The following is a 21,411-nucleotide window of genomic DNA, read 5'->3' as shown; positions in this document are numbered from 1 at the left end:
CGGCGGTCCTCGCCGGCGCGGCCAGCCGGCGGGAGCTAGAGGTATTCGACGTTGCCGTCGACGCTGATCGCCTGGCCGGTGACGTTGCATGCCGCCGGCGAACAGAGGAACAGCGCCATGGCCGCCACGTCTTCGGCACTGACCATGCGCTTGAGGGAGATCTTCTCCAGGTACTGCTCGCGCATCTGCGCCACCGGTACCCCGGTCTGTTCGGCCCGGGCCTGGATCACCGCCTCCATCCGCGGCCCCTCGACTATCCCCGGCAACAGCGCGTTGACCCGGATATCGCTGGCACCCAGCTCCGCCGCCAAAGACTTCATCAACCCGACAATCGCCCATTTGGTAGCGGCATAAGGCGTGCGCCAGGCGTAGCCCAGGCGCCCGGCCACGGAGGCGATGTGCAGCAGGTGGGCCTTGTCCGAGGCCTTGAGCAGGGGCACCGCGTGGTGGGCGAAGCGGTATTGCGCGGTCAGGTTGATATCGATGGTGCGCTGCCAGTCGGCATCGCTGACGGCATCGATGCCCGCGGTCGGCCCGGCAATGCCGGCGTTGTTGACCAGCACATCGAGGCCACCGAAGTGCTGCACCTGAAGCTTGAACAAGGCTTCGATCTGCGCCGGGTCGGCGACATCGGTACGGGTTGCCAGGGCCTCGGGGTAGCGATCGCGAAAGGCCGCCAGGGCCGCTTCGCTGACATCGCACACATGCACCTGGGCGCCGGCTTCAAGGTAGGCAGCGGCCAGCACTTCACCGATGCCCGCCGCGCCACCGGAAATCATCACCCGCAAGCCCGGATAAGGCTGCAAACGCTGAAGGATGCTCATGCCCGGCCTCCTTTACGCTGTGCTGCACCGTCGCTCTTGGCCAGCAGGCGGCCCAGGGAATCCGCCGCCTGCATGATGTCGTCGGTGACCGCTGCTCGCGCCGCCGGGCCATCGCCGGCGACCAGGGCCTCGACGATTCGGTTGTGGGCCTCCATGGAACGTTGCAGGTGGGCCTTGTCCGGCGCCACCAGGGCGAAGCAGGGGCCCATGTGCAGCCAGAAGTTCTCCACGGCGGCCATGGTCAGTTCGGCCCGGGCCACTGCATAGATGCGCCGGTGGAAAGCGAAGTTGGTCCACAGGTAGCGGGAGACATCCACCTCGTCGGCGGCCTTCTGCATCTGCCGGCAGAGATCGGCGATCTCCTGCATATCGGCCTTGTGCAGATGCTGCACGGCCTTTTCCGCCAGCAGCCCCTCCAGGGCCACCCGTGCATCACGGATTTCCCGCAGGCGCTCCACCGTCATCATGCGTACCCGCAGGCGGGAGGTTTCCGTGACCTCGAAGGCATTTTCCGCACTCAAGCGCTGCAGGGCTTCGCGCACCGGCATCGGGCTGGAACCCAGGGCTTCGGCCAGGCCACGAATGGTCAGTTTCTGGCCGGGCTGGAATCGGCCACTCATCAAGGCTTCGCGAATCTGTCGATACACCTGTTCCTGCAAGGTATCGCGAGAAACCTGACGCAAGGTAGGCAGGGGGATAGGACCTTCGGACATGGGGGTGACACCTGTGTTGTGATTCTTGTGGGCAGCAATATGTGATCACAAATCAAATATGTCAAATATTCATCCTCACGTCTCTGAAGCAATCAAGGGCTTAAATCAAGTAAAAAGAATCTTTTTATTCCGCACTGCGAAACACTATTCCGTATTGACCCAATAATTTATTGATGACAGGATTATTTTCACCAGCCGATTCAAACAGCGGAATCCAATCCTGATTTCCGTTCAGCGCCCGGAGCCCCCTGGGCAACCATCGGCCTCACGCTGCCCTTTCCTCCGGAGACTGCTGCAATGAGTCGCGACACCGCCCAGCCCTCTGTGGCATCCGCCCTGCACGGCAACATCCTGGTCCTGACCCTCGACAACCCGCCGGTGAACGCCCTTGGCGTGGAGGTCAGGCGCGGGCTGCTGGCCGCCCTGGACAGCGCCGCCGACGATCCGACGGTGGCCGCCATCCTGCTGGTCGGCGCCGGGCGCCACTTCTGTGGCGGCGCCGATATTCGCGAATTCGGCCAGGCGCCCCAGGCCCCGGCATTGCCAGCGGTGGTCAAGCGCATCGAGGACAGCGCCAAACCGGTGGTGGCGGCCATCCAGGGCGTGGCGCTGGGAGGCGGCCTGGAAGTGGCCCTGGCGGCCCACTACCGCCTGGCCCTGGGCAGCGCCCGCCTCGGCCTGCCGGAAGTGCTGCTCGGCCTGCTGCCCGGGGCCGGTGGCACTCAGCGCCTGCCACGCCTGATCGGTGCCCGGGCGGCCCTGGAACTGATGCTCAGCGGCCGTCACCTGAATGCCCGGGAGGCCCTCGACCTGGGGGTGGTGGACCGCCTGGCGGAGGGTGAGGATGCCCTGGCTGCCGGCCTGGCCTATGCCCGCGAGCTGGTGGACAGCCATGCCGGCGTGCGGCGCACCCGGGACGCCCGGGCCCTGGGCGATCAGCATCGGCAACGCGAACAGATCAACGCCGCCCGCGAACAGATCACGCACAAGGCCAAGGGCCTGCTGTCGCCGCAGAACATCATTCGTGCGGTCGAGGCGGCCCTTGACCGGCCCTTCGATCAAGGCCTGGAGGAAGAACGCCGGCTGTTCCAGGAATGCCTCGACAGCCCGCAGCGTGCCGGGCTGGTACACGCCTTTTTCGCCGAGCGCGAAGTGCTCAAGGCCCCGGAAACCCGCATCGCCCAGCCTCGCCCCATCGAACAGGTGGCCGTGGTCGGCGGCGGCACCATGGGCGCCGGCATCGCTGTCTCGGCCCTCGACGCCGGCCTGCAGGTCACCATGATCGAGCGCGACCAGCAGGCCCTGGACCGCGGCCGGGGCAACGTCGAGAAGGTCTATGACGGGCTGATCGAAAAAGGCCGCCTGGATGCCGCCGGCAAGGCCGCGACCCTGGCCCGCTTCCGCGCCAGCCTGGACTACCAGGACCTGGCCCGGGCCGACCTGGTGATCGAAGCGGTGTTCGAGGACATGGCCGCCAAGCAGGCGGTGTTCAAGGAACTGGACCGGGTGTGCAAACCTGGCGCGGTACTGGCCAGCAACACCTCCTACCTGGACCTCAACGCCATCGCCGACAGCGTCTCGCGGCCTGCCGATGTCATCGGGCTGCACTTCTTCTCCCCCGCCAACATCATGAAGCTGCTGGAGATCGTGGTCCCGGCCAAGGTCGCACCGGACGTGGTGGCCACGGCCTTCGAACTGGCGAAGAAACTGCGCAAGGTGCCGGTGCGTGCCGGGGTCTGCGATGGTTTCATCGGCAACCGGATCCTCGCGGTCTACCGCCAGGCGGCGGACTACATGATGGAGGACGGCGCTTCGCCCTATCAGATCGACCAGGCCCTGCGCGACTTCGGCTTCCCCATGGGGCCCTTCCAGGTGGCCGACCTGGCCGGCGGCGACATCGGCTGGGCGACGCGCAAACGCAAGGCCGCCACCCGCAATCCCAACGCGCGCTACGTGCAGATTGCCGACCGCCTGTGCGAACGCGGCTGGTTCGGACACAAGACCGGCCGTGGCTACTACCTCTATGCCCAGGGCCCGCGCAGCGCCACCCAGGACCCGGAAGTCCTGGCCATCATCGACGCCGAGCGGGCCCGGGCCGGCATCACGCCCCGCACCTTCGGCAACCCGGAGATCCTGCGGCGCTACATGGCGGCGATGATCAACGAAGGCGCCAACGTGGTGCACGAAGGCATCGCCCTGCGCCCCCTGGATGTGGACATCACCTTTATCCATGGCTACGGCTTCCCGCGCTATCGCGGTGGCCCGCTCAAGTACGCCGACCAGTACGGCCTGCCCCAGGTGCTGGCGGACATCCGCGAATTCGCCGAACAAGACCCGCTGTTCTGGAAAGCCTCGCCACTGCTGGAGCAGTTGGTGGAGCGCGGCGAGAACTTCGACAGCCTCAACCACAGCCATTGACTCAAGGAGCACGCGCCATGCGCGAAGCCGTCATCGTATCCACCGCACGCACGCCCCTGACCAAGGCCCACCGCGGCGAATTCAACATCACTCCCGGCCCGACCCTCGCCGCTTTCGCGGTACGCGCCGCCGTGGAACGGGCCGGCATCGACCCGGGGCTGATCGAGGACGCCATCCTCGGTTGTGGCTACGGCGAAGGCACCACCGGGCGCAACGTCGCGCGCCTGGCGGTGGTCCGCGCCGGCCTGCCCATCGGCATCGCCGGCACCACGGTGAACCGCTTCTGCGCCTCCGGCTTGCAGGCCATCGCCATGGCCGCCGGGCGTATCGTGGTCGATGGCGCCCCCGCCATCATTGCCGGTGGCGTGGAAAGCATCTCGCAGATCCGCGGCCGCGGCAGCGACGACCCGGACCTCGATCCCTGGCTCGTGCAGCACAAACCGGAGCTGTTCCTGCCGATGATCGAGACCGCGGACATCGTCGCCGCGCGCTACGGCATCAGCCGCGAGGCCCAGGACCGTTTCTCGCTGCGCAGCCAGCACAAGACCGAAGCGGCGCAACGGGCCGGGCACTACCGCGAGGAAATCATTCCCTGCACCACCACCATGGCCGTGACCGACAAGCAGAGCGGCGAGGTCAGCCAGCACCAGGTCACGGTGGACGCCGACACCTGCAACCGCCCGGGGAGCACTTACGAGGCCCTGGCCAAACTGGAACCGGTGCTGGGCCCACAGCGCTTCATCAGCGCCGGCAACGCCTCGCAACTGTCCGACGGCGCCTCGGCCTGCGTACTGATGGAGGCCCGTGAAGCGGCCCGCGCCAACCTGCAACCGCTGGGCGTGTTCCGTGGCATGGCGGTGGCCGGTTGCGAACCCGACGAAATGGGCATCGGCCCGGTGTTCGCCGTACCCCGGCTGCTGGCCCGGCACGGCCTCAAGGTGGACGACATCGGCCTCTGGGAACTCAACGAAGCCTTCGCCTCCCAGGCGCTCTATTGCCAGCAGCGGCTGGGCATCGCCGATGAATGCCTGAACGTCAACGGTGGGGCCATCGCCCTCGGCCACCCGTTCGGCATGACCGGTGCGCGCCTGGCCGGCCATGTGCTGCTCGAAGGTCGGCGCCGCGGGGTCAAGTACGCCGTGGTCAGCATGTGCATTGCCGGCGGCATGGGCGCCGCCGCGCTGTTCGAAATCTATTGAGGACGCCGACATGGACCTGAGTTTCACCCCCCAAGAAGAAGCCTTCCGCAATCAGGTGCAGGCCTTCCTCGCCGAACACTTGCCCAGCGAACTGAGTGACAAGGTGGCCAATGGCGAACGCCTGTCCAAGGCCGACATGGAGCACTGGCATTCGACCCTCAACACCCGCGGCTGGCTGGCCAACCACTGGCCCGAGGCCTTTGGCGGGCCGGGCTGGAGCGCCGTGGAGAAATTCATCTTCGAACTCGAATGCGGCCTGGCCAACGCGCCGCGCATCGTGCCGTTCGGGGTCAACATGCTGGGCCCGGTGCTGATCAAGTACGGCACCCCACAGCAGCAGGACTACTGGCTGCCGCGCATCCTCGACGGCCGCCACTGGTGGTGCCAGGGCTATTCGGAACCCGGCGCCGGCTCGGACCTGGCGGCGGTCAAGACCACGGCGGTGCGCGACGGCGATCACTATGTGGTCAACGGCCAGAAGACCTGGACCACCCTGGGCCAGCACGCCAACATGATTTTCTGCCTGGTGCGCACCGACCGCGAGGCCAAGCCCCAGGAAGGCATCAGCTTCCTGCTGATCGACATGGCCAGCCCCGGGGTCGAGGTGCGTCCGATCATCACCCTGGAAGGCGACCACGAGATCAACGAGGTGTTTTTCACCGACGTGCGGGTGCCGGTGGCCAACCTGGTGGGCGAGGAAAACAAGGGCTGGACCTGTGCCAAGTACCTGCTGACCTACGAGCGCACCAACATTGCCGGGGTCGGCTTGTCCATGGCCGCGCTGCAACGCCTCAAGCGCGTGGCAGCACAGCGCACCCGCAATGGCCGGCCACTGCTGGAAGACCCGCAGTTCGCTGCACGCCTGGCCCGGGTCGAGATCGACCTTGAGAACATGAAGACCACCAACCTGCGGGTGATCGCAGCGGTGGCCGGTGGCGGCGCGCCCGGCGCGGAAAGCTCGATGCTGAAGATCTGCGGCACGGAAATCCGCCAGGAGCTCACCGCTCTGCTGCGCCGGGCCATGGGCCCCGCCGCCCGGGTCATGCAGGACGAAGGCGACACCGGGGCGATGGACCTGGGCCCGGCCTTCGCCAGCAGCGCGGCGGCGCAGTACTTCAACAATCGCAAGCTGTCGATCTTCGGCGGCTCCAATGAAATCCAGAAAAACATCATTTCGAAAATGATTCTCGGGCTCTGAGGGTGCGCACATGAACTTCGAACACAGCGCAGAACGGCGCATGCTCGGCGACAGCTTGAACCGCTTTATCGCCCAGCACTACAACCTGGAAAAACGCCAGCAGAGCCTGCAGTCAGGCCAGGGTTTCAACTCCGGGATCTGGCAGCAGCTGGCAGAGATGGGGGTGATCGGCGCCCTGTTCAGCGAAGCCGACGGTGGCTACGGCGGCGGTGGCTTCGACCTGGCCCTGGTCTTCGAGGCCGTGGGCCGCGGGCGGCTGGTGGAACCGCTGCTGGGCAGCGCGGTGCTGGCCGGGGACGCCATCGCCAGCGCCGGTAGCGAAACGCAGAAGATCGAGCTGGCGCAGATCATCGACGGCAGCCTGATCGCCGCCCTGGCCCATGACGAACCCGACAGCCACTACGAACTCAACCGGGTCGCCTGCCGCGCCGAACCCCAGGCCGACGGCTGGCGCCTGGATGGCACCAAGAGCCTGGTGCTGCACGGCGAGCAGGCCGGGTTGCTGGTGGTGTCGGCCCGCACCGCCGGGGCCATTGACGACAGCCAGGGCATTTCGCTGTTCCTGGTGCCCAGGGAGACCCCGGGCCTGGAGATCCGCGGCAGCGCCACCCTCGATGGCGGCCCCGTGGCGCAGGTGCGCCTGAACCAGCTGCTTGTGCCGGGCTCCGCCCTGCTGGGCACCCTGCACCAGGGCCATGCCACCCTGGAGCGGGCCATTGGCCGCGGCGTGCTGGCGTTGTGCGCCGAAGCCCTGGGCGCCATGGAGGTGGCCAAAGTGGCGACCCTGGATTACCTGCGCACCCGCCAGCAGTTCGGCCGCCCGATCGGCAGTTTCCAGGCACTGCAACATCGCATGGCGGTGCTGCTGCTGGAGATCGAACAAGCGCGCTCGGCGGTGATCAATGCCGCCTCGGCCCTGGAGGCCGATCGCCTGGACCGCGAGCGCGCGCTGTCAGCGGCCAAGGTCAGCATCGGCCGCATCGGCACCCTGGTGGCGCAAGAATGCATCCAGTTGCACGGCGGCATCGGCATGACCTGGGAGCTGCCCCTGGCCCATTACGCCAAGCGGCTGGTGATGATCGACCATCAGTTGGGGGACGAGGATCACCACCTGCAACGCTACATCGCCCTCGGCAAGCAATAGGCCCCATGAATCGCGGCCCGGGCGGCCACCTGAGCCTGTCGCAAGGGCAGCAGGTGTCGCCGCCTTCCTTGCCCGGTGCGCAGCGCGCTGCCCGACGCTGCGCTCAATCCCCCTGCTGAACCCAAGCAAAGCCTGGCGCCGCATCAGCGCTGCGCCCGGCAAGGGCGTGTCCGAGGTCGACAACCGCTACCTGGAGGTCATGGAGACCCTGGCCTACCGCGGCCACGCCCTGAGCCTCATCCACAAGATCTGGTAGATCGCGAAAACGACGCTGCCGGCCATTGCCGGCAGCCTCCCCTTCCCCACTTGTGCGTTACAGCAACCGGGTGCGCAGCTCCTGGCAGGCCTGCTGATACTCCCTGCCCAGGCGCGCCACCAAGTCTCCGGCGCTCGGTACGCCGTCAACCACGCCAATCCCCTGGCCGCAGCCCCAGATCTCCTTCCAGGCCTTGGGCTTGTGCCTGTCTGCGCCGAAGTTCATCTGCGAGGGATCGCTGCTGGGCAGGTCATCGGGGTCCAGCCCCGCAGCCACCAGCGAGGCCTTCAGGTAATTACCGTGCACGCCGGTGATCAGGTTGGTGTAGACGATATCCTCGGCCGTCGACTGGCTGATCATCTGCTTGTAGCCCGCCACCGCGTTGGCCTCCTGGGTGGCGATAAAGGCCGAGCCGATGTAGCCCAGGTCCGCCCCCAGGGCCTGGGCCGCGAGGATCGAACGCCCCGAGGCAATGGCCCCGGAAAGCAGCAGCGGGCCATCGAACCATTGGCGGATTTCCTGCACCAGGGCAAACGGCGACTGGGTACCCGCATGCCCTCCGGCGCCGGCCGCCACGGCAATCAGGCCGTCGGCGCCCTTGTCGACGGCCTTGCGCGCAAAACGGTTGTTGATCACGTCGTGCAGCACGATGCCGCCGTAGCTGTGCACCGCCTGGTTGATCTCGGGGCGCGCGCCCAGGGAGGTGATGATGATCGGCACCTTGTGCTGCACGCAGACCGCCATGTCCTGCTCCAGCCGGTCATTGGAGCGGTGGACGATCTGGTTCACCGCAAACGGCGCGGCGGGCCGCTGCGGGTGCAGCCGGTCGTGCTCGGCCAGGGCCTGGGTGATCTGCTCGATCCACTCCCCCAGGCGCTCGGCCGGCCGTGCGTTCAACGCCGGAAAGGAACCGACGATCCCGGCCTTGCACTGGGCGATCACCAGCTCGGGAGTGGAAATGATGAACAGCGGCGCGGCCACCACTGGCAGGCGCAAATGCTGGGTGAGAATCTTCGGCAGGCTCATGTTCGGGCTCCTGGGCAATCCAATGGGTAGTTCATGATTCGGCGACGACCGCAGCGACCTTGGGCACCCGGGCGATGCGCGCGGTCACCAGTACCAGCCCGCCCGCCAGCAGGTACATGACAATCCCCAGGTACATGCTCGACACGTGGCCGCCGGTATGGCTGTTGATCACCCCGTTGAGCCAGGGTGTGACCGCCGGGCCGAGGTTGCCCAGGCTGCTGATGAAGGCAATGCCCCCGGCGGTGGCCGCCACCGACAGGTACTCGCTGACCAGGGCGAAGAAGATCGGCGTGCCGGCCTTGATCCCCACGTAGGCAAAACCCAGGGCCGTAACCGACAGCAGCAGGTGGCCGTTGAGCAAGGTGGTGACCGCCAGGCCGAACACCGCGATGGCCATGCAGCCGACGAAGTGCCAGCGCCGCTCCCGGTGCTTGTCGGAGTGCTGCCCGATCAGCACCATGCCGACGATCCCGACGATATTGGGGATCGCGGTGATCAGCCCGACCTGCAACAGGTCCTTGCTGCCCCAGCCCTGGATCAGGCTCGGCATCCAGAACACCAGCATGTAGGTGGCGCCCAGGAACATGAAATAGGCCGTGGACAGCAGGTAGATCCTGGGGTCGCGAAACATCTGCGCCAGGCTGTCCTGGGATTTGTCCCGGGCGTTCGCCAGATCCTGGGCCATGTCGGCGTCCAGCAGGCGCTTTTCCCCGGCGCTGAGCCAGCGGGCCCGGGCCGGGCTGTCCTGCAGATAGAAAAAAGCCACTACCCCCAGGACACTGGCCGGCAGCCCCTGGATCATGAACATCCATTGCCAGCCGTGCAGGCCGACCGCGCCGTCCAGGTACTTGAGGATGCTGCCCGAGACCGGCCCGGCAATCAGCCCGGCGACCGCGGCGGCGGTCATGAAGATGGCGATCACCTGCCCCCGGCGCGGCGCCGGGAACCAGTAGGTGAAATACAGGATCACCCCGGGGAAGAACCCGGCCTCGAAGGCCCCCAAAAGAAAACGCAGAACGTAGAACTGCATCGGGGTGCTGACGAACATCATCGCCGCGGCCACCAGGCCCCAGCAGAACATGATCCGCAACAGGGTCTTGCGCACGCCGCTGCGCTTGAGCATCAGGTTGCTGGGCACCTCGAAGATGAAGTAGCCGATGAAGAAGATCCCCGCCCCCAGGCCATACACCGCATCGCCGAACGGCAGGGTCTGCTTCATCTGCAACTGGGCGTAGCCGATGTTCACCCGGTCCAGAAAGGCCACCATGTAGCACAGCATCAACAGCGGCAGCAGGCGCCAGCGGATCCTGGCGTACAGCGTGTCGAGCTGCCGGGCATGCTCGGGTGAGGCGTGGGGATCCTGGACCGTTATTGTTGTTGTAGTCATTGTCGTCTCCGACGCAGTCGCGGGTTGGCCCGCCTGGGAAATCACTCTTCAGCTATGGGTCGCCTCGCGATCCTGGAGCACGCGCCACATCACCTTGCCGGAGCCGGACTTGGGCAGGCTGTCGACGAACTCGAGCACACGCGGCACCTTGTAGGCGGCCATGTGCTCGCGCGCCCAGGCGATGATCTCTTCGCTGGCGGTGTGGCCCCGGGCCTCGCTGCGCAGCACCACCAGGGCCTTGACGCTTTCCCCGCGGTAGGCGTCCCGGGTGGCGATGACACAGGCTTCGTGCACCGCCGGGTGCTTGAACAGCAGCGCCTCCACTTCCGCCGGCCAGACCTTGAAGCCGCTGCTGTTGATCATTCGCTTGAGGCGGTCGGTGAGAAAGAAATAGCCCTCCTCATCCATGTGCCCCAGATCGCCGGTGCGCAGGAAACGCTTGCCCTCGAACTCGACGAACGCCGCCTCGGTAGCTTCAGGGTTGCGCCAGTAGCCTTTGAACAGCATCGGGCCAAAGGTGATGATTTCCCCCACCTCGCCGGGTGCAAGTTCCTCCAGGGTGCGCGGGTCCACGACCCGTGAATCGACGCCAAAGAACGGCATGCCCAGGCATTGCAGCTTGGCCCGCTCAGGGGGGTTGCCATGGCTGGCGGCGGCGGTTTCGGTGAGGCCGTAGCCTTCGAGAAAAGTCAGGCCGAACTCCTGGCGCAGGCGCTGCGCCACCGCCTCGGGCATCGCCGCCCCGCCACCGTTGATATGCACCAGGCTCGACAGTTCGAAGTCCTGGTAATGGGGGCTGGCGAACAGGTCGATGACCATGGTCGGGATGCAGGTCCAGTGGGTCACCCGGTACCGCGAGATCAGCCGCCCGGCCAGCTCCCGATCCCAGCGCGGCATGATCACCGTACTGGTGGCATCGAACACCGCCCGCAGGACAAAGCACACCAGGCCGGTGATGTGGAAGAACGGCACGACCCCAAGGCCCACCGACTCCACGGTGGATTGGGTCCAGCTGCCGCTGACCGCGTTGCTCATCAGGCTGCGATGGGTGTGCATGCAGCCCTTGGGATGGCCGGTGGTGCCCGAGGTGTATTGCAGCAGCGCCAGGTCATCGGCCTGGGCAGTGTGCGGGCCGGGGCAGCAGGCCTGTGCCAGGGCCTCGTTCCAGCGCTGGTAGCCCTCGGGCAGCGGTGGCTCGCTGCGCAGCCAGGCATCGATCTCGGCGCTGGCGACCTCCGCCGGGTGCATGTCCGCCGGCGCCGGCATGGCATCGCTGTAGCGGGTCACCAGGACCCGGTGCAGTCGCTGCTCGGGTTCGAGGCTGGCATTCGCCGCCTGGGCGATGGGCGCCAGGTCCGCGGCGCAGATCAGTACCCGCGCCTGGGCATCGCCGAGCTGGTAGCTCAGCTCTTGCACCTTGTTCATCGGGTTGATCGGCACCAGCACCGCATTGGCCCGCAGGATGGCGTAGCAGGCGATGATGAATTGCGGGCAGTTCTGCAGGTACAGCGCCACCCGGTCACCGGGCTCGACCCCTTCGCCCTGCAACCAGCCGGCCAGCGCCAGGGCCTCGGCCTGCAACTGGGCAAAGCTCAGCGTGTGGCCGAAAAACCGGTAGGCGACCTTGTCCGGGTAACGCCGGGCCGCCACCTCCAGGTTGAACCAGAGCGAGGTGGCCGGCACCGACAAGGCCAGGGGCAGGCGCTTGGGCCAGACACGGTGATGGGGGCGCTGGGTACGAGCGGTGGACATGGAAGACTCCTTCAAGCCCGGGAATGATCGAGGGAACAGCCATGGACAGCGTCATCCGGTGCCGGCTGGCCAGCCAGGCCGCACGTTGATGGGCCACCGCCCCGGATCGATCCTGCCCCATGCGGGGCGTGATTTTCAACCACTTATATTCCGCTGTGCGAAATAACATTCCATATTGACCAGTAGAATATTCGCTGACATCCTGCATTTCAACGAACTATCTGCCCTGCGAAACACAATCAGAACAATCACTGCTGCCTGGCCACGGGGAACACCTGCCCTCCAGGAAACCCGACCGGGACTGACCCAAGAGCCATCGCCCATGAGTGCCGTACCCGAAGTTTCGATGCTGCAAGGCCTGTTCAGCGGATTCGCGGCCCATCTCGGGTTGAACCTGCGGGAATACCAGCAGGCGCAAACCGTCATCGCGGTCACCGTCCAACCTCATCACCTCAACCAGGCCGGCAATCTGCACGGCGGTGTCATCGCCTCCCTGGCCGACACCGCCATGGGCATGAGCGGCACCTGGCATGCCGACCCCGCCCAGTGGCGGCTGGCCCTGACCCTGTCCCTGAACATCAACTACATGGCCGCGATCCCACCGGCCACCGAGGTCCGGGCCGTGGCCCGCCTGCGCGGCGGCGGGGCCAAGATCTTCATGGCCAGCTGCGACCTGCTGGATGCCCAGGACCGCCTGCTGGCCAGCGCCGAAGGGGTGTTCAAGCGCGGCCGCCTGCGCGCGGCAGCCACTGAGGTTATGGCGTGCCCTTGATTGGCCGGTGATGGCGTCAGGAACGGAATCGGGTTTCGTCAGGGAATCGCAGATTTCAATTGCGGCGGTTCCGGGATAACATTTTTCCTTTGTTTCCACGAATCCGCTGCGTGGTCAACCGGCATTGCGCCCGGCACCAGCCCCTACCGGAAGACCCCATGCAAGACCCGAACGACTCCCCGGAACAAGCGCCCAAAGACCGTAAGTTCGTCGAAGCCCTGGCCCGAGGCCTGGAAGTCCTGCGGGCCTTTACCCACGGTCACGCGGTACGCGGCAACCAGGACATCGCGCGCATCACCGGCCTGCCCAAGCCCACGGTGTCGCGCCTGACCTACACCCTGACGCAGCTGGGCTACCTCAAGTACAACCAGGACCTGGAGAAGTACCAGCTGGATTCAGCGGTACTGGCCCTGGGCTACGCCTACTCCGCCAGCCTGCGGGTGCGCCAGCTGGGCAAGCCGTTCATGGACGAGTTCTCGCGCCGCACCAACACCACCGTCAGCCTGACTTGCCGCGATCGCCTGTCGATGATCCACGTCGACAGCAGCCGCCCGCCGGAAGTTGCCAGCCTGCGCATGGAGCCCGGGCTGCGCCTGCCCCTGGCCACCAGCGCCGCCGGGCGCGCCTACCTGGCCGCCACGCCGAAAATCGAGCGTGACCATCTGTTGGGGGAAGTGGCGAAAAAGCTCGGTGATGAATGGCCTGCCCTGGAAAAATCCCTGGAAGACTCCTTCCGTGAATACGAAGAGTTCGGCTTCTGCCTGTCGCTGGGCGAGTGGGACCGCAACGTCAACGGTGCCGGCGTGCCACTGCGCCTGGCCGACGGCAGCATCATGGCCCTGACCTGCGGCGCCCCGAGCTTCCAGCTGTCCAGCGAAAAACTCGAAAGCTCCCTGGCCCACCAACTGGTGATGCTGGCACGGGACCTGGAAAGCCTGGGCGTCTGAGGCAGGCCATAAAAAACCCCTGATCCGCGATGGATGCAGGGGTTGGTTTCAAGGTTGCCCAAACGCCAGCCAATCGAAAGTGCCCAAGGGCAGGACACTCCATCGATGCTGAAGCAGGCAGCCGATTCCGGACACGCCCTGGGTTGCCAGGGCATATCCGAAGTGGGCAAGCGCCTCTATCGACGGCCGGGTGCGATTCAGTTGCCCATCACCCCCTGGTTGAAGTCGGCCGCCTGACTGAACGGGCGGTCGTAACCCAGGCTTGCGTAGTTGGGCGCAATCACCTGGATATTGCCGAAGGATGCAGACTGGCGAATGTCACCCAGGTCCACCCCCGCCAAGCCGCCCAGTTGAGCATCCCGGCTACCGGTGACGGTACCGCTGGCAAGCGCGTTGACGATCCGCGCATTGTTCTGCCCCACCAGGCCACCGACCACGCTGTAACTGCCCCCGGAGACATTGCCCTTGGCCGAAGCGGTGTCGATAAGGCTGTCACCCTTGAGAACGCCATGCGTACCCACCAGGCCGCCCACCGCGCTCTTGGCGCCAGCACTGGCATCACCACGGGCTTCCACCGCCTTCAGGTCCCCGGCGTTGTAGCCGATGAGCCCGCCGACATGGCTTTGGTCCTTGCCCACGACGTTGCCCCAGGCCGTTGAGTTGGCAACCAGCCCGCCCACGTTGTAGCCGACCAGCCCGCCCACGTTGCTGTTGCTCGCGCCCTGGACCAGGCCGAAGGCCTCGGCAAGGCTGATGTGGCCGTCGATGTTCTGCCCCACCAGACCACCGATGTGCAGGCTGCTGCCGCCATTGACCGAACCACTGGCCGTGACGTTGTGCAACGTGCTGTCCTGGTTCAGGCCCACCAGGCCACCGGCCGTGGCAAAGTTCTTGCCCAGCAACCCGCCACTGGCGACAGAGTCACTGATGCGGCCCGACTCGTTGCGCCCCACCAGGCCGCCGGCATGGCTCGCGCCATTGCCCGAGACCGCCGTCGAAGACTGGGAACCCTCGATGCGGCCGCCCTGGTTGTAACCCACCAGGCCACCCAGGTTGGTGCCCTTGTAGCTGTAGCTGTCACCACTGGAAACCGTTCCAGAACTGGAGGATGCGGCAATCAGCCCTTGATGATTGACGCCCACCAACCCGCCCACACCGCCCTCGGCGTTGCTGGCGATGCTGGCGGTGAGCCGGACATCGGCGCTGCTGTTGGTCACGGTGCCGCCACTGCCCGCCACCTGACGGTTCTCGCCCACCAGGCCACCGGCCGCCGAGGTAAAGCTATTGCCCAATACCACACCGGCCACCGACGACGCGTCGATGGAGCCACCGGCGTTGCTGCCCACCAGGCCGCCGACCAGGTTGTCCTGCCGGCCCTTGGCATTCACCCGCAGTTTGCTGGCACTGACGTTGGCGATTTTCCCGCTGTTGCGCCCCACCAGGCCACCGACGGCACTGCTACCGGTGGTGGACGTGGCGCCGTTGATGGTCATCGAGGCCAACTTGAGGTTGCCGATGCTGCCGGACGAACTGGCGAACAGCCCGCCGTCGGTGCCGTTGCTGTTGACCGTCAAACCGCTGAGGGTGTTGCCCAGGCCCTCGAAGACGCCGCTGAAGGTTTGCTGCCCACCGATGGAGGTCAGGCGTGCACTGCTGTCGATGGAGTTGCCCAGCACGTAGCGGCCCGCCAGATCCTGGTCGATCGCCTGCAACTGCGTGGCGTTTTGAATGACGCTGTAGGCTTCGCCGTTGGCATCGAAGCGGGCGCCGTTGCCGGACAGGGTGACGCCGCCATTCTGGCCCAGCGCAAAGTTGCCGCCATGGTTCAGCCCGAGGCTGCTGTTGCTGCCGCTCAGCGTCAGCTGACGATTGAGCTTGATGTCCCCCTGGGCGTTGAGTTCCACCCGAGCATTGGCGCCACCGGCAAACAGGCTGTCATCCAGGCGGATGTCCTTGGCCGAAGAGAGGGTCAACTGGTTGCCACTGAACCAGAAGAGCCCGTTTTCCACCGCCACGTCGCCCTTGCCACTGGCCAGTTCGATATGAGTGGTTGCCAGGTTGCGCGACAAGGTGTCGGCATGGGCAGTGTTGCTCTTGGCGGTGAGGAAGGAGCCCACCTTGACTTCGTTGCTGGCGATCTTCCAGGTGCCCGTCTGGCCATCCCTGGCCTGGGTGTCGACCTTGGTCGTCAGTTGCACCCGAGTATTGGCACCCCGGGTCTCGATCACCCCACCATCGCCCTTGCCGTCCAGCGCACTGGCGCGCAGCGAGCCATCGACGCTGACCACGCCCACGTCGCCGCCATCCAGGGTAATGCGCCCGGCCCTCTGCGACAGGGTGTTGGCTTCGACGGTGCCCTGGTTGTTGACCACCGTCTGCAGCATGGAGCCCGCGCTCTTGGCGGTCATCAGCACCTGCCCGCCATCGGCCTTGAGCAGGCCGGTGCCGGTGTTGTGCACCAGCGCGTCGAGCGCTGCGCTGTCGACATGCAGGTCCAGCAGTTGGTTGTCATCGAAGCTGACGGTGAAGCCATCGCCTGCGGCCAACGCCACACGGCCGTTCTGCGCCTTGATGGTGCCCTGGTTGGTCACCCTGGCCCCGAGCAGCGCCACGCCACCGCCGTCAGCGGCAGTGATGGAGCCCAGGTTGACCACCTCGGCTGCCGAGGTGCCGGCGAACTTGTAGTTGCCGGCCTTGAAATCGGCATCGCTGATATCCCGGGTCGAAGCCACCAGGCCACCGACATTCACCTGAGCGCCCTGGCCGAACACCACGCCGTTGGGGTTGATCAGGAACACCCGGCCATTGGCGTTGATCTGCCCGTGAATCTGGCTGCCATTGACACCCACGACCCGGTTCAGGGCGATCGAAGTGCTGGTGGGCTGGTTGAAGGTCACCGACTGACCGTTCTGCACGTTGAAATCCTTCCACTGAGTGACCAGCTTGTCCGTCTGCTGATTGATGGACATGTGCTGGCCCTGGGTATGGAAATCGGCACTGCCGGACACCACCTCCCCTCCCGTGGGCAAGGCAAACGCCGAAGGCAACCCGGTCAATGCCAACAGACTGGCAACTGCTACCACCAGGCCCTTGCCGGAGCCGGCACGCCGACGCCGGGCGCCTTCGTGAGTGACGTTCCAGCAGCCCTGGGCCTGGTTCCATACCAATGCATAGATCTTGTTCATGAAAACTCCATATCGATTTATCTACGTACTGCAAACCTTTGCAGCACGGCACTGCCGCTGAAGCGCTCGCTAGGCCTTCAAACTGGACGACGGTGTTGGGTAGAACTTGCCCACGGACGGCCCGGCTCAATGAGCGGTCGCGATCATGGGAAGGTAAAAGTGAACTCTGCAGCCCCGTTGGCAGGCCCTCCGGCGTGAACCTCCTGGTCATTGCCGATGCGGATGTAGCTGGCTCGCAGGGGAATGCTTGCGCCATCGCCGATGCGCTGCATCTCGTAGCTCTGGCCGCTGTACTCGATGCGTTCCGAGGTCAGCCCATTGGTCATGACAATGCCGAACCCGCGGGTGGTGGAATCGATCAGGCCCAGCACGCCCTTGACCGCAGAGCCCCCTGACTTGTCGATAAAGCTGATGCGAGGCCGGGCCTGCATCGAACAGCGGCTCAACCCGATGCTGAAGGGAACCTCGGGCGAGGTGGCATTGACCTGGGGAAAGTCCGCCAGGGAGAAGCGCCCCAGGCGCACGGCGATCTCCTTGTAGGCTTCCACCACACAGGTCTTGGGTAGCTCGATGTCCATGTTGAAGTCCAGGCCGCCCATGACCAGGCTCTTGCGGCAGCTGTAGGTCAGCGGCGGGCTGAGCTTGCCCAATTGGGATCCCAGGGTTGATTCGTTTTTTTCCAGGTCGTACGCATACAACTGCAGGTAGGACGAGCCTGTTACCTGGGTCACTTTGAGGGTGCCCGTGGGCAACTGATCCGGCGGTACGGTCAGGATCAGCGATTGAATAATCTGGGTGACCATGGTCTGAGCGGGTAAACCGTTCTCGTAGATCAGGTCGTCGTTTTTTTCCAGGGCAATGGGAGAAGTGACCTGGGTCACCCGTATTCTCTCCCGCCCTTGCGGAGCGGCGTCCAGTCGCAGGCCAATGCCGGCGACATCGGTAGGCGCGGCGTCATCGGTCTGCGGCGTACCGGGGCTCCAATGTCCGGCGGTCACCAGCTCCCGCGGTTTCCCGGAGATCGCCAGGTTGAAACTGGTATGCAAGGTCACCGTACGCTCCCACAACACGGTTCCCACCGGGGTATTGGTGTTCAACGGGTTGACCAGCCTCCAGGGGGAACCGGCCTTGCTGCTGAGGTTGCAGTCCCTGGCATAACCGTTCAACGAGGCCGCTTGCACCTCTGCGCCGCCCCAGCCGCAAAGCACCCCTGCGAGCATGACGCCATGAACCCACAGGGGCAGCGGTCTGCAATCGGCTACAAGCCTCAGCCATTGGCGAATCATCTGTCTTTCTCCCTGTCTGCGCCTTGGTGATACCGCCCATGACAAGGGCAGCGTTCTGCACAAACGAGATGGATTGCCCAACAGTGGCCGGCTGCTCGCGGCCACCCTTAAAAAAGATCATCAAGGAACGAGACAAGCAGGTACCCGCCAGCAGCCGGAACCCGGTGCGCCAGGCGCACCGGGGGCAACTGCCATTCCTCGGATCAGTGGTTGTGGATCATCAGTTGCGAATGTCGCCCTGGTTCAGGCCGACCGCGGGTACCTGAGTCGCCAGGCCCAGCGCCGTGTTGTAGCGCATGTCGCCGTAGTTGACCCCGACCAGGCCGCCGTAGGTCTGGGCGTAGTTCGACACGAACTTGACGTTGCCGTAGGCCACGGAGTTGCGCAGATCGCCCATGTTCAAGCCGACCAGGCCACCCAGGCGGGCATAGGTGCCGCCGCTCACCTGACCATTGGCCAGGGAGTTGGTGATGAACGAATTGTTCTGGCCGACCAGGCCACCCACCGAACTCTGGCTACCGCCCACCACATTGCCTTTGGCCGAGGCACTGTTGATCCGGTGATCGACAAAGTCGCCGTTGGTCCCCACCAGCCCGCCGACAAAGCTGTTGGCGCCGCCGCTGACGTCACCGCTGGCCTCGGCCGAACTCAGGTCACCGTCGTTGTAGCCCACCAGGCCGCCGACGTAGCTGAGGTTGCCGCCGCTGACCTTGCCACGGGCCACGACATATTCGGTGTTGCCACCAAAGTTGTGCCCGATCAGGCCACCGATGTTGCCGCTGGCTCCGCCGACCACATCACCTGTCACTTCAGCCGTGTGGATCCGACTGTTGTCGTTCTTGCCCACCAGCCCGCCGACGTTGGCACCGGTCGAATCGCTGACCTTGCCTGTGGCCTTGACGTTATTGAGCTCGCTGTTCTGGTTCCAGCCCACCAGGCCACCGGCAGCCACGGAGCCCGCACCGACCACCGCGCCACTGGCGCTGGAGTCGACGATAGCGCCGTTGTTGTTGAAGCCCACCAGGCCGCCGATACGGCTGGCGGTGTACCCCCAGACGCCGACCGAGGAGCTGGCGCGTTCGATCCTGCCACCCTGGTTGTAACCCACCAGGCCACCCAGGTTCGGGTCCTGGACGTAACGGTTAAACCCGGTACCGACGGTGCCAGCACTCGAAGAGTCGCTAATCAGGCCGCCCTTGTTGACGCCTACCAGGCCGCCCATGCCGCCATTGGTGGTGACCTGCATGGTGCCCAGCACCCGCACGTCGGTGGTGCTGTTGGTAATGGTGCCGACGCCAGTCGAAGCGACGTTGTTTTCCCCCGCCAACCCACCGACGGCGGAGGTGTTGGCATTACCGGTTACCGTACCGGCCATCGAGCCACGATCGATGGTGCCGCCGGCGTTGACACCGACCAGGCCACCGACAATGTTGTTCTGGTTGCTGTTGGCGAAGACGTTGAGGTTGGTGCCACTGACGTTTTCGATGCGGCCGGTGTTTACGCCGACCAAACCACCGATTTTGCCGAAGCCTGCGTTGGAGGTGGCACCGTAGATGTTCATCGACGCCAGCTTGAGGTTGCTGATGGTGCCGGACGAGCGACCGAACAGACCGCCGTAAGGGCCGTCGGTATTGACCGTGAAACCACTGATGGTATTGCCCAGGCCGTCGAAGACCCCGTTGAACTCTCGACTGCCACCAATGGACTTGATGCTGCCGGTGCCCTTGATGTCGTTGCCCAGCACATACAGGCCGTCGAGGCTGGTACCGATCGCCTGCAATTGCGCGGCGTTCTGGATCACCTTGTACAGGTCGCCATTGGCGTCGAACCAGGCGCCACTGCCGGACAGGGTGACCTGGCCCTTCGGCCCCAGCGCGTAGCTGTTGCCGTAGTCCAGGCCCAGGCTGCTGTTGACCCCGGTCAGCGCTACTGCACCATTGATCTTGATGTCCCGATTGGCATTGAGTTCGATACGGGCGCCCGCACCGCTGCTCTTGAGGTTCTTGTTGAGGCTGATGTCCTGGGCCGAGGCCACGCTCAATTGATTGCCGCTGGCCCAGGCGATATCACCATCGATCGACACGTTGCCGGCCTTGCTGTTCAACTCGATGTTGGTGGTAGCCAGGTTGTGCGACAGGGTATCGGCATACACGGTGGTTTCACCGGGCGTGGAGGTCGGATTGACCGTGACGTCCGAAGAGCTGATCTTCCAGGTCCCGGCCCGGCCATTGTTGGCCAGGGTGTTGACCCGGGCGGCCAGTTGCACCTTGGTGGTGGCGCCCTTGGTTTCCACCACGCCGCCATCGCCGATGGCAGTCAGTGCGTTGGCGCTCAGCGAGCCGCCGACGTTGACCACGCCGACGTCACCGCCGTCCAGGGTGATCTTGCCGGCCTTGCGCGACAGGGTGTTGGCTTCGATGGCGCCCTGGTTGTTGACCACGGTCTGCAGCATCGAGCCTGCGCTCTTGGCGGTCATCAATACCTGCCCGCCGTCGGCCTTGAGCAGCCCGCCGTTGCTGACCAGCGCATCGATCGCCGCGGCATCGACTTTCAGGTCCAGCAGGTTGTTGCTGTCGAAGCTGACGGTGAACTCGTTGCCGCCACCCAGGGCCACGCTGCCCTTCTGCGCCTTGATGTCACCTTCGTTGCGCACGGTCTTGCCGATCAGCGCCACGCTGCCGCCATCGGTGGCGGTAATCATGCCGTTGTTGACGACTTCAGCCTGCGAGGTCCCGGCGAACTTGTAGTTGCCGGCGGTGAAGTTGGCATCGGTGATGTTCTGGGTCGAGGCCACCAGGCCACCGACGTTGACCTGGGCGTTGTTGCCGAATACCACCCCGTTGGGGTTGATCAGGAACACCTGGCCGTTGGCATTGATCTGCCCCTGGATGTTACTGCCATTGACGCCAATCACCCGGTTCAGGGCCACCGAGGTCTTGGTCGGCTGGCTGAAGGTCACCGTCTGGCCACGGTTCACGCTGAAGTCGTTCCAGTTGGTGATCAGCTTGTCGGAGTGCTGGTTGATCGACATCTGCTTGCCATTGTCGAACGTCAGGATATCCGCCGTGCCGGAGACCACCGTGCCTCCCGTCGGCAACGCGAAGGCCACAGGCAGAACACCAATGCCCAGCAGCCCGGCCACCATCACCACCAGGCCCTTGCGTGTTCCGGAGCGGCGACGACGGCGTGCGCCCTCGTCGGTCACACTCCAGCAGCCCTGGGCCTGATTCCACACCAATGCATAAACCTTATTCACGTTGACTCCTTATCTACTTATTAACGCCCTGCAACCTATGCAGGACGG

14 protein-coding genes are annotated in these 21,411 nt (G+C 65.2%); 6 read left to right on the top strand and 8 right to left on the bottom strand.

Annotated features, from left to right (window positions below):
• Nucleotides 1–35 precede the first annotated feature (35 nt).
• Nucleotides 36–824 (bottom strand): SDR family oxidoreductase, encoded by a 789-nt coding sequence (locus KI242_RS07770; protein ID WP_011059819.1) that lies wholly within the window; start codon nucleotides 822–824, stop codon nucleotides 36–38.
• Complete coding sequence (locus tag KI242_RS07765; protein WP_011059818.1) at nucleotides 821–1,537, bottom strand: GntR family transcriptional regulator; 717 nt, start codon at nucleotides 1,535–1,537, stop codon at nucleotides 821–823. The genes KI242_RS07770 and KI242_RS07765 overlap by 4 nt, the downstream gene beginning before the upstream one ends.
• A gap of 297 nt (nucleotides 1,538–1,834) precedes the next feature.
• On the opposite strand from KI242_RS07765, the gene KI242_RS07760 reads away from it, so the two are divergent.
• Genes KI242_RS07760 through KI242_RS07745 form a run of 4 tightly spaced genes read left to right on the top strand, consistent with a single transcriptional unit; the run spans nucleotide 1,835 to nucleotide 7,496 of the window.
• Complete coding sequence (locus tag KI242_RS07760) at nucleotides 1,835–3,955, top strand: 3-hydroxyacyl-CoA dehydrogenase NAD-binding domain-containing protein (RefSeq protein WP_212806037.1); 2,121 nt, start codon at nucleotides 1,835–1,837, stop codon at nucleotides 3,953–3,955.
• 17 nt (nucleotides 3,956–3,972) lie between these two features.
• Nucleotides 3,973–5,154 (top strand): acetyl-CoA C-acyltransferase, encoded by a 1,182-nt coding sequence (locus tag KI242_RS07755; RefSeq protein WP_015634539.1) that lies wholly within the window; start codon nucleotides 3,973–3,975, stop codon nucleotides 5,152–5,154.
• Between the two features lie 10 nt (nucleotides 5,155–5,164).
• On the top strand, nucleotides 5,165–6,352 hold the full coding sequence (locus tag KI242_RS07750; protein WP_041116513.1) for an acyl-CoA dehydrogenase family protein: 1,188 nt from the start codon (nucleotides 5,165–5,167) through the stop codon (nucleotides 6,350–6,352).
• Between the two features lie 10 nt (nucleotides 6,353–6,362).
• Nucleotides 6,363–7,496, top strand: coding sequence for an acyl-CoA dehydrogenase family protein (locus KI242_RS07745; protein WP_212806036.1), 1,134 nt, complete (start codon nucleotides 6,363–6,365; stop codon nucleotides 7,494–7,496).
• A gap of 313 nt (nucleotides 7,497–7,809) precedes the next feature.
• On the opposite strand, the gene KI242_RS07740 is transcribed toward KI242_RS07745, so the two are convergent.
• From KI242_RS07740 to KI242_RS07730, 3 genes are read right to left on the bottom strand one after another with little or no spacing between them, the layout of a single operon-like run.
• Nucleotides 7,810–8,778, bottom strand: a complete 969-nt coding sequence (locus KI242_RS07740; RefSeq protein ID WP_212806035.1) for a nitronate monooxygenase family protein — start codon at nucleotides 8,776–8,778, stop codon at nucleotides 7,810–7,812.
• A 31-nt stretch (nucleotides 8,779–8,809) separates the two neighbouring features.
• Nucleotides 8,810–10,165, bottom strand: a complete 1,356-nt coding sequence (locus tag KI242_RS07735) for an MFS transporter (protein WP_212806034.1) — start codon at nucleotides 10,163–10,165, stop codon at nucleotides 8,810–8,812.
• A gap of 48 nt (nucleotides 10,166–10,213) precedes the next feature.
• Entirely contained in the window at nucleotides 10,214–11,917 is a 1,704-nt protein-coding gene (locus KI242_RS07730; RefSeq protein WP_212806033.1) for a long-chain fatty acid--CoA ligase, read from the bottom strand.
• 322 nt (nucleotides 11,918–12,239) lie between these two features.
• Between KI242_RS07730 and KI242_RS07725 the strand changes: the two genes are divergently transcribed.
• A complete protein-coding gene (locus tag KI242_RS07725) occupies nucleotides 12,240–12,689 on the top strand; it encodes a PaaI family thioesterase (protein ID WP_019093300.1) in 450 nt (149 codons plus the stop codon).
• A 158-nt stretch (nucleotides 12,690–12,847) separates the two neighbouring features.
• Complete coding sequence (locus KI242_RS07720; RefSeq protein ID WP_015634531.1) at nucleotides 12,848–13,636, top strand: IclR family transcriptional regulator; 789 nt, start codon at nucleotides 12,848–12,850, stop codon at nucleotides 13,634–13,636.
• Nucleotides 13,637–13,833: 197 nt separating this feature from the next.
• Here KI242_RS07720 and KI242_RS07715 read toward each other — a convergent pair whose 3' ends face one another.
• The 3 genes from KI242_RS07715 to KI242_RS07705 all read right to left on the bottom strand — a co-directional run bounded on the left by KI242_RS07715 (nucleotide 13,834) and on the right by KI242_RS07705 (nucleotide 21,363).
• Nucleotides 13,834–16,821 carry a GLUG motif-containing protein gene (locus KI242_RS07715; RefSeq protein ID WP_212806032.1) on the bottom strand — a complete coding sequence of 996 codons (2,988 nt, stop codon included), beginning with the start codon at nucleotides 16,819–16,821 and terminating at the stop codon, nucleotides 13,834–13,836.
• 143 nt (nucleotides 16,822–16,964) lie between these two features.
• Nucleotides 16,965–18,107 carry a fimbrial protein gene (locus KI242_RS07710; RefSeq protein ID WP_236202940.1) on the bottom strand — a complete coding sequence of 381 codons (1,143 nt, stop codon included), beginning with the start codon at nucleotides 18,105–18,107 and terminating at the stop codon, nucleotides 16,965–16,967.
• 220 nt (nucleotides 18,108–18,327) lie between these two features.
• A complete protein-coding gene (locus KI242_RS07705; RefSeq protein WP_212806031.1) occupies nucleotides 18,328–21,363 on the bottom strand; it encodes a GLUG motif-containing protein in 3,036 nt (1,011 codons plus the stop codon).
• Nucleotides 21,364–21,411 lie beyond the last annotated feature (48 nt).

The sequence above is a fragment of the Pseudomonas sp. Eqa60 genome, assembly GCF_018326405.1.
GTDB lineage: Bacteria > Pseudomonadota > Gammaproteobacteria > Pseudomonadales > Pseudomonadaceae > Aquipseudomonas > Aquipseudomonas protegens.
Note: the sequence above shows the minus strand (reverse complement) of the source record. Positions and strands in the feature narration are given on the sequence as shown.

What these genes read in the sequence shown, in the direction of transcription:
- KI242_RS07770 (WP_011059819.1), bottom strand. Translation starts at nt 824, where the DNA reads ATGAGCATCCTTCAGCGTTTGCAGCCTTATCCGGGCTTGCGGGTGATG.
- KI242_RS07765 (WP_011059818.1), bottom strand. Translation starts at nt 1,537, where the DNA reads ATGTCCGAAGGTCCTATCCCCCTGCCTACCTTGCGTCAGGTTTCTCGC.
- KI242_RS07760 (WP_212806037.1), top strand. Translation starts at nt 1,835, where the DNA reads ATGAGTCGCGACACCGCCCAGCCCTCTGTGGCATCCGCCCTGCACGGC.
- KI242_RS07755 (WP_015634539.1), top strand. Translation starts at nt 3,973, where the DNA reads ATGCGCGAAGCCGTCATCGTATCCACCGCACGCACGCCCCTGACCAAG.
- KI242_RS07750 (WP_041116513.1), top strand. Translation starts at nt 5,165, where the DNA reads ATGGACCTGAGTTTCACCCCCCAAGAAGAAGCCTTCCGCAATCAGGTG.
- KI242_RS07745 (WP_212806036.1), top strand. Translation starts at nt 6,363, where the DNA reads ATGAACTTCGAACACAGCGCAGAACGGCGCATGCTCGGCGACAGCTTG.
- KI242_RS07740 (WP_212806035.1), bottom strand. Translation starts at nt 8,778, where the DNA reads ATGAGCCTGCCGAAGATTCTCACCCAGCATTTGCGCCTGCCAGTGGTG.
- KI242_RS07735 (WP_212806034.1), bottom strand. Translation starts at nt 10,165, where the DNA reads ATGACTACAACAACAATAACGGTCCAGGATCCCCACGCCTCACCCGAG.
- KI242_RS07730 (WP_212806033.1), bottom strand. Translation starts at nt 11,917, where the DNA reads ATGTCCACCGCTCGTACCCAGCGCCCCCATCACCGTGTCTGGCCCAAG.
- KI242_RS07725 (WP_019093300.1), top strand. Translation starts at nt 12,240, where the DNA reads ATGAGTGCCGTACCCGAAGTTTCGATGCTGCAAGGCCTGTTCAGCGGA.
- KI242_RS07720 (WP_015634531.1), top strand. Translation starts at nt 12,848, where the DNA reads ATGCAAGACCCGAACGACTCCCCGGAACAAGCGCCCAAAGACCGTAAG.
- KI242_RS07715 (WP_212806032.1), bottom strand. Translation starts at nt 16,821, where the DNA reads ATGAACAAGATCTATGCATTGGTATGGAACCAGGCCCAGGGCTGCTGG.
- KI242_RS07710 (WP_236202940.1), bottom strand. Translation starts at nt 18,107, where the DNA reads ATGATTCGCCAATGGCTGAGGCTTGTAGCCGATTGCAGACCGCTGCCC.